The organism is Roseivirga sp. YIW32 (genome assembly GCF_057219245.1).
This window is the reverse complement of the sequence record NZ_JBXVVG010000002.1, coordinates 572,470-584,443: the sequence shown is the minus strand read 5'-3', so window position 1 is coordinate 584,443 and position 11,974 is coordinate 572,470. Positions and strand designations below refer to the sequence as shown.

General features: G+C 44.2%; 15 protein-coding genes. 8 read left to right on the top strand and 7 right to left on the bottom strand.

All coding sequences use genetic code 11. From position 1 onward, the window contains the following. Window positions 1-7: 7 nt before the first annotated feature. Window positions 8-550, top strand: a complete 543-nt coding sequence (locus AC2D6U_RS11380) for a hypothetical protein (RefSeq protein ID WP_484721108.1) — start codon at window positions 8-10, stop codon at window positions 548-550. On the opposite strand, the gene AC2D6U_RS11375 is transcribed toward AC2D6U_RS11380, so the two are convergent. Continuing rightward, window positions 545-682, bottom strand: a complete 138-nt coding sequence (locus tag AC2D6U_RS11375) for a hypothetical protein (RefSeq protein ID WP_484721107.1) — start codon at window positions 680-682, stop codon at window positions 545-547. The genes AC2D6U_RS11380 and AC2D6U_RS11375 overlap by 6 nt on opposite strands. Window positions 683-875: 193 nt before the next feature. Between AC2D6U_RS11375 and AC2D6U_RS11370 the strand changes: the two genes are divergently transcribed. Beyond that, complete coding sequence (locus AC2D6U_RS11370) at window positions 876-1,085, top strand: helix-turn-helix transcriptional regulator (protein WP_484721106.1); 210 nt, start codon at window positions 876-878, stop codon at window positions 1,083-1,085. On the opposite strand, the gene AC2D6U_RS11365 is transcribed toward AC2D6U_RS11370, so the two are convergent. Further along, a complete protein-coding gene (locus AC2D6U_RS11365; protein ID WP_484721105.1) occupies window positions 1,086-1,508 on the bottom strand; it encodes a secondary thiamine-phosphate synthase enzyme YjbQ in 423 nt (140 codons plus the stop codon). Then, on the bottom strand, window positions 1,508-2,581 hold the full coding sequence (gene prfA, locus AC2D6U_RS11360) for a peptide chain release factor 1 (protein WP_484721104.1): 1,074 nt from the start codon (window positions 2,579-2,581) through the stop codon (window positions 1,508-1,510). The genes AC2D6U_RS11365 and prfA overlap by 1 nt, the downstream gene beginning before the upstream one ends. Window positions 2,582-2,642: 61 nt before the next feature. Between prfA and AC2D6U_RS11355 the strand changes: the two genes are divergently transcribed. Next, complete coding sequence (locus tag AC2D6U_RS11355; protein WP_484721103.1) at window positions 2,643-3,116, top strand: hypothetical protein; 474 nt, start codon at window positions 2,643-2,645, stop codon at window positions 3,114-3,116. Window positions 3,117-3,144: 28 nt separating this feature from the next. Here AC2D6U_RS11355 and AC2D6U_RS11350 read toward each other — a convergent pair whose 3' ends face one another. Beyond that, window positions 3,145-3,384, bottom strand: a complete 240-nt coding sequence (locus AC2D6U_RS11350) for a hypothetical protein (protein WP_484721102.1) — start codon at window positions 3,382-3,384, stop codon at window positions 3,145-3,147. 41 nt (window positions 3,385-3,425) lie between these two features. Beyond that, on the bottom strand, window positions 3,426-4,184 hold the full coding sequence (locus AC2D6U_RS11345) for an SDR family NAD(P)-dependent oxidoreductase (protein WP_484721101.1): 759 nt from the start codon (window positions 4,182-4,184) through the stop codon (window positions 3,426-3,428). A gap of 79 nt (window positions 4,185-4,263) precedes the next feature. Between AC2D6U_RS11345 and AC2D6U_RS11340 the strand changes: the two genes are divergently transcribed. From AC2D6U_RS11340 to AC2D6U_RS11325, 4 genes are all read left to right on the top strand, one after another. Next, window positions 4,264-5,346, top strand: coding sequence for an amidohydrolase family protein (locus tag AC2D6U_RS11340; protein ID WP_484721100.1), 1,083 nt, complete (start codon window positions 4,264-4,266; stop codon window positions 5,344-5,346). A gap of 130 nt (window positions 5,347-5,476) precedes the next feature. Next, on the top strand, window positions 5,477-6,730 hold the full coding sequence (locus tag AC2D6U_RS11335) for a hypothetical protein (RefSeq protein ID WP_484721099.1): 1,254 nt from the start codon (window positions 5,477-5,479) through the stop codon (window positions 6,728-6,730). Window positions 6,731-6,738: 8 nt separating this feature from the next. Continuing rightward, complete coding sequence (locus tag AC2D6U_RS11330; RefSeq protein ID WP_484721098.1) at window positions 6,739-7,758, top strand: sensor histidine kinase; 1,020 nt, start codon at window positions 6,739-6,741, stop codon at window positions 7,756-7,758. 3 nt (window positions 7,759-7,761) lie between these two features. Next, on the top strand, window positions 7,762-8,517 hold the full coding sequence (locus tag AC2D6U_RS11325) for a LytR/AlgR family response regulator transcription factor (RefSeq protein WP_484721097.1): 756 nt from the start codon (window positions 7,762-7,764) through the stop codon (window positions 8,515-8,517). A gap of 92 nt (window positions 8,518-8,609) precedes the next feature. On the opposite strand, the gene AC2D6U_RS11320 is transcribed toward AC2D6U_RS11325, so the two are convergent. Further along, the gene (locus AC2D6U_RS11320; protein WP_484721096.1) at window positions 8,610-9,521 is read right to left on the bottom strand and encodes a PKD domain-containing protein; all 912 of its coding nucleotides are present in this window, start codon (window positions 9,519-9,521) and stop codon (window positions 8,610-8,612) included. A 436-nt stretch (window positions 9,522-9,957) separates the two neighbouring features. Between AC2D6U_RS11320 and AC2D6U_RS11315 the strand changes: the two genes are divergently transcribed. After that, complete coding sequence (locus AC2D6U_RS11315) at window positions 9,958-11,187, top strand: hypothetical protein (RefSeq protein WP_484721095.1); 1,230 nt, start codon at window positions 9,958-9,960, stop codon at window positions 11,185-11,187. 56 nt (window positions 11,188-11,243) lie between these two features. Here AC2D6U_RS11315 and AC2D6U_RS11310 read toward each other — a convergent pair whose 3' ends face one another. Next, entirely contained in the window at window positions 11,244-11,870 is a 627-nt protein-coding gene (locus tag AC2D6U_RS11310; protein WP_484721094.1) for a cytochrome c oxidase subunit 3, read from the bottom strand. Window positions 11,871-11,974 lie beyond the last annotated feature (104 nt).

Below are 11,974 nucleotides of genomic sequence, written 5' to 3'. Positions count from 1 at the left end.
TTAATTCATGTGCCGGTCAGTTGTCTTTTTGGGAAGTTTGCTTGTACTGCTTTCATGCGGTCAACTTGAGAACGATGCCCTTGATCCCAATGAAGTGCAATTTAGCACCAATGATGCCTCTAAGCTCTTCTTTAAGAACACACGTCGCATGGACTATGGACTCGAGGTCAATGAAGCCGCTAAACTAGAAGTATATCGCTGGAAAGAGGCTCTTGACCCGAGCAAACCCCAACTTGGATTGGCACTAGTGAACAATTGGCGCTATGACGAGGCCTACCTCTTATTAGAACCGAACGAATTCATTGTGCTCAACGAACTCAAACTCCGCTGGAGCAATGAAGAACTGGGTAGTTCAGGGGAAATCGCGTTCGAACCGGGAAATAAAACGAGTCATGCGCGTTTTGCCGGTTTGGTGTATCAAAAACTAAGGAAAAAGAGCCAATTCTCCATTTGGCTCAATAACGAATGGCAGCCATTCTTTACTGACGAGAGCAAAGAGGCGTTTGAAAAGACCGTTTACGACTTCTATCGATTGACGGAGCGCTTATGAGTCTTGCTCTTTCTTCTTTTTGCCTTTGAACAGGGCGTCGTGCTGACTAACAGCTCCAACAAAACCGATTAGAATCACCACGATCCAGATGAACGTATTAGCACCACTAGCGATAGGAGGATCAAATAGCATAGTTTTCTTGTTTTAGAGGGGCAAAGATATATCAAAAACTGTTTGTTCAGAAGGAGTTCACAGATTTTTAACAAGCCTATAACAAATGGCTTCATCTGACCGATCATTAGTAATGAAAAATTAACCCAAGAAAGCATAATGACTATTCTCCTCAACCTATCTTGAGCAATAATCATTATAGCCTGATCAAAAAATGACGAATACACTTCGGGAAATGCGTAAAAAGCGTAAGATCACGCAGGAGCAGCTCGCTGATCTCGTGGGTGTTTCCAGACAAAGTATCAATGCCATTGAAAGAGGAAAATATGTGCCGTCAACGGTGCTCTCCCTCAAGATCTCAGAGATCTTTAACACTTCTGTGAATAAACTATTTGAGTTGGAAGCTTCTGATTACAAGCAGTAGTTATCCATTCCCATGGGCTGTCAGCACCAAGCTTCTAGCTCCGCCATGATTGCGATGCTCACACAAATAAATGCCTTGCCATGTGCCTAGGTTTAACCTTCCGTTTGTGATCGGAACTGTCACCGAAGCGCCCAATATGCTGGCTTTGATATGAGAGGTCATGTCATCAGGTCCTTCGAGTGTATGCCGATAATGCGTACCTTCTTCAGGGACAAGCAAGTTAAAATGTGCCTCAAAATCCTCACGAACCGTAGGGTCTGCATTCTCATTGATGCTTAAACTTGCGGATGTATGCTTGATGTGCACATGAAAAAGACCGACTGACAGGTTACTCAACTCTGGAAGTGAACGAATGAGCTCTTCCGTGATCAAATGAAAGCCTCTTGGCTTTGGTTTGAGCACTATTTCCCGCTGGAAATACATCACTCATCCCCTCCGCCTTGCATTCTTTCTGCATTTTCAGCCATTCGAAGGTTCTCGATAAAATCTTCGATCTGTCCGTCCATCACAGTAGGTAAGTTGTGCACAGAATAACCAATTCGATGGTCTGTAACACGACCTTGGGGATAATTATAGGTTCTGATCTTATCCGATCGATCGGCGCTGCCTACCAACGACTTGCGCTCTCCGGCGATCTCCTCTTGTTGTTTTTTCAACTCTTTTTCATAAAGCCTTGAGCGCAGCACTTGCAAGGCCTTATCGTAGTTCTTGTGTTGGGACCGTCCATCTTGACATTCGACCACTATTCCGGTTGGAATATGCGTTAAACGCACAGCAGATTCGGTTTTATTGACGTGCTGCCCTCCAGCACCCGATGCACGGTAGGTGTCCTTTTTTACATCTTTCATGTCCAACTGTACATCCACATCTTCCACCTCCGGCAGAACGGCAACCGAGGCAGCGGAAGTATGCACACGCCCTTGTGATTCCGTTACCGGCACACGCTGCACGCGGTGTACGCCTGACTCAAACTTCAAGGAACCATAGACATCGTCTCCTGATACACTAAAGACTATTTCCTTAAACCCGCCACTCGAAGCCTCGCTCAAACTAATCAGCTCCTTCTTCCAGCCTTTGGAATCGATGTATCGATCGTACATTCTGTATAAATCACCCGCAAAGATGCCCGCTTCATCTCCTCCTGCTCCCGCTCGGATCTCTACAATGACATCCTTTGAGTCATCTGGGTCCTTGGGGATCAGCATGTATTTAAGCTCATCTTCTAGCGTTGCCTGACGAGGAACAAGTTCGTCCAACTCCATTTTGGCCATTTCTCGGAACTCTTCGTCTTTTTCTGTTTTCAAGAGTTCCTTAGACGACTCAATATTATCGAGTACGTTTTTGTACTCTTTGTACACTACCACGATCTTCTCCAGGTCTTTGAACTCCTTATTGAGTTTTGTAAATTCTTTGATGTCGGAAGCCACCTCTGGTTGAATGATCAACTGACCCACCTCCTCAAATCGTAATCGAATCGCCTCGAGTTTATCAAGCATATGTGATGATTTAAGCTGTAAAATTAACAAACAATCTCTATTGATATTAATTTTGTTCACCATGAAGCAACGGCTACTCTTATTCACTCTATCACTTTTCATGATGTCTTGTGGAGACCAAAAGATCGATACCACCAAAGCAAGAATTGAAATGGAAGCACGGGAGATCAAAAAGGTATCTGAAGGAGAGATTGTGGAAAAGACCATGCAATTGGGCAATACACAAGCTGCAGCCTTCAAACTTGAGCAGCAAGTGGATGGCACCTATTCGTTTTTAAGCCCCAACATGCAGCAAACGAAAGCTGGATTCATCGCTTTCGATCAAATTTCTGTCTATGGCGGAAAGCGTTTCCAAGTATTCGATGCCTACGCTTACAATGCGGAGAACAACATCACATCGGAACCGGGAGTACAGATCTTAGAGGGAGATACCGTATTGCTCTATACAAGGCCTGCCTTAATTGACGGCAGAGCAAAGGGAGTATTCTTTATTGAATTCAAAAGACGAGACATCGTCCTTTCAATAGACAAGTAAGGGCCCGAAGGCCCTTCACTCGCATGACTTAAATGTTCCCAGAGGCCACTAGAACCCCTAATAAGGCGCCATAAAAAAGCACAGCAAGGACAATTCCTATGGCATAGAGTATCAGGGCGGCTTTTGCCCAATTTGCTTTGGCCGTTGGTGCATTCCCGCCAAAGCCCCAGACAAATAACATGATAAAGCCTACCATAGGTATGGCCGTGACAATAAGGGTCACTAGCCAATCCGTTACACTCATTGATTTTTCAATTGGTTCATTCATTGTATGTGATGTTTGGTTAAGTACTGAATATACAAAAAATCCTAATGCACATAGCTGGCCGCATTGATATCAAGGGTACAGCCTGTGGCATGATCTGCTAAGCCGCTTGCGAATAGAGCAACCATTGGCGCTATGTCTTTCGGTTGAGTCAATGCATTGAGCGCTATGTCATTGAGCGCAAAATCTTCGCCGTATTGGTCCATGAAATCCTGCGCCATGTCGGTGCGAACGAAGCCGGGAGCAATGCAAAATGCATGGATATTATCTTTCCCACAATAGCGTGCAATAGACCTAGTTATGGCAGGTATGGCTCCTTTAGAAGAACCGTAGGCCAAATAATCTAGGGTATCTCCTCGAAAGGCAGCGCGCGACGCGATGTTGATGATACGGCCACCATTGTTCTTTTTCATATCAGCAATGGCCTTTTTACAGAGCAGCGCTAAGGCACGTGTGTTCACCGCATATTGCAGGTCCCACTCCTCCAGCCACGACTCATCTTCTGAAACGAAATCGCTTGATAGCGCAATGCCAGCATTATTGATGAGTACATCCAAGCGCCCATAATTAGTCATTACTTGTTTATACAAGTTAATGACCTCTTTGGCATTGGCTAGGTTCGCTTGAAATGCCCGGCTTGCGTTTCCAATGGTTTGAACGATGTTTTGGGCCTCTGCCTCATTCTTTCGAAAATGCAAGGCAACAGTTGCCCCTGATGCACCCAATTCCTTCGCAATGGCTGCCCCAATTCCACGCGAACCACCGGTTACTAATACTATTTTTCCCTTCAACGAAACATTCATGATTCTGATTATTTTCTAATAACTTACTAGGGAAAAGACTTTTGCCAAACTTGAAAAGTCTGAAAACACCTTATTCCCTATGAAAAGATATCAATTTTTTAACCTATTCCTCCTCCTTGGTTGCCTGACCCTGTCGGCTCAAGAGGTGACTTTTGAAGAATACAATCCTCCTTCTACTTTGGTGGTCCCTGAAAATCCAGTCACAAGAGCCAAGTTCCCATTCATCGATGTGCACAGTCATCAATGGCGAATGGGTGAACGTGATCTAAATGAATTAGCTGCAGAAATGGATGGGCTCAACATGGGCTTGATGGTGAACCTGTCGGGGGGAAGCGGTAAAGCCATTGCCGATGCCATGACCAATATCAAAGCCAACCAGCCGAATCGTTTTGTTGTGTTTGCGAATTTAAATTTCAACAATCTTGACGAAGACTGGGGCGAACGCGCAGCCGACCAACTCGAACGAGATTATCAACAAGGAGCGCGCGGCCTGAAGATCTTTAAGAGCCTGGGCCTTTCTGTAACGGATGCCAATGGCGTGAGAGTCGCTGTAGATGACCCTCGATTGGACCCCGTTTGGGCAAAATGTGGCGAACTTGGCATTCCTGTTTTGATACATACCGCCGACCCTAAACAGTTTTGGGAACCTTGGGATGCCAACAATGAACGGTGGCTTGAGCTTAAATTAAGGCCTCGTCGAAAAAGAAGCGATTCCGATCCTGCCCCATGGGAACAGCTGATCGAAGAACAGCACAACGTATTCAAAAAGCATCCAAAAACCACCTTTATCGCGGCGCATATGGGTTGGTTTGCCAACGACCTCACTACGCTGGGCAAGTTATTGGATGAAATGCCCAATATGGTGGTGGAAATCGGAGCAGTCATTGCTGAGCTTGGAAGGCAACCTAAATTTGCCAACCAATTCTTTGAAAAGTATCAAGACCGAGTGCTCTTTGGGAAGGACGCCTACAATCCTGAGGAGTACTTCACCTATTTTCGGGTACTTGAAACCGAAGACGAGTATTTTCCCTATTACAAAAAATACCATGCGTATTGGAAAATGTACGGCTTAGGTCTACCGGACAGCATTTTAAAGAAGTTGTACTACAAGAATGCCTTAAGGATAATTCCGGGCTTAGACACAAGTGCCTTTCCCAAATAAGAAAACGATTCAGTAAAACTATCTCCCGGTTCGGTTCATGTTATCACCGCTACGCTCCTTTTCGCTACAAAATGCACAACTGTTCGTCTATGTTTGTAGTATGGTCAAAGAGAATCAACAACAAGAATCCATGATGAAAAAAGTCGGTTTGGTCATCGGCATAGCCTTGGCGCTTTTCATTGTCGTCAACAAGGCAGAAGCACAAGAAAAGAATGTCTTTCTCTATGGCGATGTGGAAACGGTCAGTGGAGACGTGTATACCGGGTTCATCCGTTGGGGAGACGACGAGGTCTATTGGGTCGAACTATTGAATGCCAAAAAGACGTCCAATGACTTTCTGAAATTCTTATCCACATCAGAAATCGAGGCGCTCGCCGAACAAAGCGGGGAGAATAGCTGGTTAGGAATTGACCTTGGCGTATTGAGCATTTGGGAAGACAAACTCAGCCTAACCAATCATCAATTCGACACACGTTTTGGCGACATTGTCTCAATAGAACCTACCGGACGCTCAAGAGCAAGAATACGCATCAAGAACGGGGTGATCATCGAAGTCGCAGGGGAAGGTTATTCTGACATTGGTGGGGAAGTAAAGGTACTTGATAAAGAACTCGGTGAAGTCTCTTTAAAATGGAGCCGGATCGAACGCGTGAGTTTTAAGGAAGCACCGCAAAATGCCACTAACGCTTTTGGCTCTCCGATCTGTGGAACCGTAGATGCCGGTAGAAAAGGAACCTTCACGGGGCTTATTCAATGGGATGTAGACGAGCGTTTTTTAGACGAAGTGCTTGACGGCGAGGAGAGAGGAGACGATAGGGAAATTCCTTTCAGTAGCATCCGATCCATAGAAAAGGACAGAAATGGTGTATTGGTAACCCTCAACTCTGGGCGAGAGCTAGCACTTTCCGGAAGCAACGATGTGAATGATGAAAACCGAGGAATCGTCGTTTTTGATCCAGAAGTTGGCCGCGTCCTCATTCCCTGGCGCGATTTCAGAACTGCCGATCTTTCACCTCAGTCTTTTACGGGCTTGTCCTACACCGATTTTCCCGTTTCTGAAGGATTATCAGGCACCGTAAAAACCATTGATGGAAATGAATACAGCGGCCTTCTGGTCTATGACCTGGACGAATCGTGGGAGTTTGAAATATTAGATGGCAGAGACGATAAAGTTGAGTTTGATATTCCTTTCAGAAACGTCTCGAGTATTGTTCCCAAAAACTACAATTACTCCATGGTCACGCTCAAAAATGGCAGATCCCTCTTGATTGGCGACGAACGTGATGTCACAAGTGCCAATGATGGCATACTGGTCTTTGTCTCGAAAAACGAAGAACCCGTTTATATCAAATGGGCTAAAATTGATGAAATCGCATTCAATTAGGCATTGACGTGGCATACATCAAACGCAATCTCATTTCTATTCTTAGCGCACTGGTTCTGGTGGCAGGAGCGTTTCTTGCGCTTTACCTCACCGAAAGTGATCAAGCCCTCTACCTTACCACAGGTTGGATCAGCATCACCCTGCTTTTGATATGGCTATCGAACAGGTTATTGACGAAACAACTTGATAAGCGATTGCCTTGGTTGGTCCATGGGAATAAGCGTTTTTATTGGCAGTTGATCAGTGGGATCCTGTTATCCTTAGTGCTCATAAATGTCAGTTACCTGATCTTGAAACTCGGCTTAACTCAAGACCCTCCTGATGAAGAGCAGATATTGAGCATGAACCTGTTGGGCTTATTGCTGCTCTTACCAGTTATTTCGATCAACTTTGGCATCCAATTCTTGAGCAATTGGAAAACGGCACAAGTCAAAGCCGAAGAATTTCAAAAAGAAACCATTAAAGCTGAACTGACTACCTTAAAGAATCACCTTGACCCTCACTTTCTCTTCAATAACCTCAACATCCTGTCTTCTCTCATTGCGGTAAACCCAGACCTTTCTCAAACGTATCTTGAAAAATTTGCTGAAGTCTATAGAAGCATATTGAAAAGCAGCAAAGAAGAGTTGATCTCCCTAAATGATGAATTGAAGTTCATCGCCTCATATCTCTATTTATTGGAAATTCGGTTTGAAGACACGATTCAAACGTTCATCGATATTGATTCCAAAGACCATAAGAAATATCTTCCTCCGTTAACCTTACAAATGCTCATTGAGAATGCGATCAAGCATAACACCATTAGCGAAACCAAGCCCTTGAAAATTCATTTGACGAGTCAAAATGGATTCATTAGCGTCAAAAATAACTTACAACCGAAGAAAATCGAAGACCGTCACCATAGCCATACCGGCATTGAGAACATTCGAAAAAGATACGCTTACTTTACGGAAAAGGAAGTACAGGTTTTTCACAATGCCGAACATTTTATCATCAAAATTCCACTTGTTGAACTCGACGAAACATAGCCCATGGAAGTAGTTATTTTTGAAGATGAAAAACTAGCCTCTGACAGGCTTTGCCAGCTTCTAAAAGAGCTTCGGCCCGAATTACATGTGGTGACAACATTGAGGTCTGTAGAGGCCGCCAAACTATGGCTTCAGCAGAACCCAGCCCCTTCACTCATCATCAGCGATATTCAGCTCCTAGATGGTGAGAGTTTCCAGGTATTCGAAGAGGTCCGTGTCGATTGTCCGGTCATCTTCACCACCGCTTACGATGAATATGCGATCAAAGCATTTGACGTCAATAGCATAGATTATCTACTGAAGCCCATACAAAAAGAAAAGCTACGCTTGGCCCTTACTAAATATGACCAACGTACAACCAACTCATCTCAAGCCATTGACTTCAACAAAATACAGGCCCTGATCAACAGCGAAAAAGAATACAAGTCGCGCTTCTTGGTGAAATTCGGTCAGCGCATAAAAGCAGTGCCTGTGGATAAAATTGCCTATTTCTTTTCTAAGGATAAGCTGACTTATTTGGTCACGTTTGATGGTCAAAAATTACCCATTGATCAAACGCTTGAAGAGCTGGAAAGCCTCATGGACCCCAAGGACTTCTTCCGTGTCAATCGTCAGTTTATGGTGCACTTTGATGGTGTTGCAGACATCCATCCTTACTTCAAAGGCCGTGTGAAACTCGTGCTGGAACCTGCTAGTGAGCTGGACATCGTTGTGAGTTCAGAGAAAACACCTGTTTTTAAAAAATGGCTTGATCAATAAGCCATTTAGCACACTCATTTCTACACATTACTTTTTAGGCATAAAAAAAGGGATACTCAACGAGCATCCCTTCCAAATAAACTTATGTAATATTAATTACCTGATTGTACCAAGTTATCAACATAGAATGTCTGATCAGCAGTAGGACAAGCGTCCTTGTTGATGTACATAATGATAGACTCGTAAGTATCAGTGATTCCGTCAGGAGTTAAGGCTCCAGAGGCGTTGTCTCCTAAATCTTGAGCAACAAACGCAAAAGTCAAGGTTTCCCAGCCATCGGCTGCTTTGGTTGCTGGAATCTCTTGAACTGGCTCAACATTTGGGAAGCCTAATCTTTCCAATCTAAGGTTTACAGTTGTACCTGTAGGACCCCATACGTCTAAAGTAAAGGTTGAACCCATGTTGTCGAAGTTCAATGGTCCACCTGTACCCCAAGCATCGTTAGCACCAGCACCTGGCTCTTGTCCGATTCTCCAACCGGCACCACCCCAAGTTTCACAACCTGCAGATGTAGCTACCCACTGTAGCACGCTACAACTAGGGTTACCGCTAAGATCAGGGTTAGAAGCTAGTGTAACTTGTCTTCCACCAAAGTTGTCGAAGAACTTCACATCTCCACCGAACTTAAGGTTTAGAGAACCTGCAGCTACGTCATCCGCAGCATCTTCAGTACAAGGAAGTGAAACAGTTACTTCTTCAGTTGCTGTATCTGTACCACCGTCACCAGTAGCCGTCAACGTAATCGTGTAAGTACCACCTGCAGCGTAGGTATAAGCACCTTCTGTAATGGTTAGGGCATCACTACCGTCACCAAAATCCCAAGAGTAAGAACTTGCTCCAGTAGAAGTGTTCGTTACTGTTACTGTTACTCCGTCTACCTCAGCAGTAAAACCTGCTACAACCGGAGTTGGGTCATCGTCTCCACAAGAGACAAGAACCATCACAGAAGCTAGGGCAAAGAACATGCCTAGTCTTCCTAATAATTTGTTTCCAAAATTTTTCATAATTCTATTCGTAATAATTAAGTATGTTTTCTGCGATCTCGTCAGAATCAGCGCAATAGTAAAGACAAAGATTGATTGATACAAACTTGACGACCTTTTTCACTACGTCATTTATGCTTTTGAGACTACATCAAAAACACATCAACGAATCCTCCAAAGGTTTCATTGCATGTAATAGAAAAAGATTTCGGAAAGCCCCGAATTCATCATTCCCATGAAGGGCTATTGACCAAACTGTCTGCTTATTTCAAAAATCACCGTTCGCTGTTGGGCCCATGCATTGCTTTGTTTACAGTATACAAAATGCCGCTCATCCCTGTTCAGTCAATAACCTGCCCGATTCAGTTCTTTAATTCCCCGGTAGAACCTTCATGGGTTTTTATAGAACCATTCTCTTTCGATTTTTGACACATCAAACAACAAAAAACTTAAGGTCATGAACTCAAAATACACAACATTAGTAATTAGCACATTTTTTATTCTCTCCAGCTTGCTCCTTCAAGGACAGGAGCAAGCCTTGATCTATGGAACCATCACCACCATTGATGGTGATTCCTATACCGGACAATTACGGTGGGGAAAAGAAGAAGCCCTTTGGACGGATATTTTCAACGGCACCAAAGAAGACAATGACAACTACCGGTACCTTTCTCGTGAAGATCGTGAAGCCTTGCGTGATAAGAAAAGACAAGGACGTCGCAGCTGGGGCGGCAGCTGGGTCAGCTGGGGATCTAGTGACTACGAAACCACCCATGAATTCCAAGCACGATTTGGTGACATTTCGCGATTAGAGATCAACCGAAGATCAGAAGTTAAACTAACCTTGCGCAATGGTGAAACGCTTTACGTCAAAGATGGATCGAACGATTTTAACGCTGACATTGAGGTGATGGATGCTGAGCTGGGCAAAACCACTCTTCGATGGAGTAGAATTGAACAGATCGAATTCAACGCCGCACCAAAAAACTTCAGCCCCAAACTTGGAGAGCCGCTCTATGGTACCGTGGAATTCTATGGCGGGTCATATACCGGCTTCATCCAATGGGACCACGACGAACGTTTATCAACAGACATCTTGGATGGAGATACAGAGGATGGTGATGTAAAGATCGAATTTGGAAAGATCGCTTCTATCGAAAAGGATAGAGGAGGAAGCAACGTCACGCTCAGTTCTGGTCGTGAATTATACCTCCGCGGTTCTAATGACGTAAATAGCGGAAATCGTGGCATCATTGTGACCACTGACTTTGGCAGAGTTGACATTACGTGGAGGGACTTTGAAAGTGTTCGCTTTTCAGAAGCACCCGCTTCGGCGCCAGGCTATGAAGCGTATGCCAGGGTTAAAGAACTAAGCGGTACCGTGACCACTGTCAACGGACAATCCTTTAGTGGAAGGATTATCTACGACCTCGACGAAGCCTACAACTTCGAAATGTTACAAGGAAATGACGATGACGTGGAGTACATCATTCCCATGGAACATGTGGCCAGTGTAGCACCGAAAAACTATGACTATTCAGAGGTGATGCTTAAAAACGGAACCAAGCTCGTTATTGGAGATGCTCGTGATGTAAGCGAGGACAACGACGGAGTGCTCATCTTTACAGGGAGTGGAGACCCCACTTTTGTCATCTGGGAAGACATTGAGATCATCAAATTTGATTAGAACGCAACGTGCGAAATAGACTAACAGCCGAAGACGCTCATTCGGCTGTTTTTTTATCAAAAAGAGAATAGAAAATAGATAGACAGCACGATCCACAAGACATCAACAAAATGCCAAAAATCATTAAGCATTTTGAATTTGATCTTTTGATAGGGATTGGTGGCATAGATCAAGTGTTGTACAGCATCTTTTGACACCTTGTGGGCCTCTAATAACAAATACAAGGCAAACGCAATCACGCCAACCATGTGCAAAACATGCATTCCAGAAACGACATACAGGTAAGCACCACTCCTCTCTCCGTTGAACAGGATATTCTTTGCTTGTAATTCTTGCCATCCGGTGAACTGAAGTACCGCAAAAAGTACCCCTAGAAGGAAAGTTATCCCCAACCACTTTTTGACCTCCTCTAGGTCATCTGCCAAATAAGCCGGATACACTTTAGCAACGGTAAAGCTGGAGCTTAATATGATGAGGGTGGAAATAATGAAGGACTTAGGAAACTCGATCTTGAAGAAGTCCAGCTGTTCAGGCCTTGATACGGTAAAGGCAACGATCATAAAAAGAAAAATGACCCCGCTTCCGATCATGCTGACATAAAGCAAGACCTGGTGGGGATGCATCTCCTCCATGCGCTTGAACGCTTCTTTTCTGAGGTCCAACTTCTCTTTTTGAGTTGCCATTAGAAGACATTAACCATTCAACTAGGAAAAGAGTTATGCAAAGGAACAATTAATTTGGGTTTCTTTCCATCTACTTTTAGAAGCTCATTTATTCACTACATTTG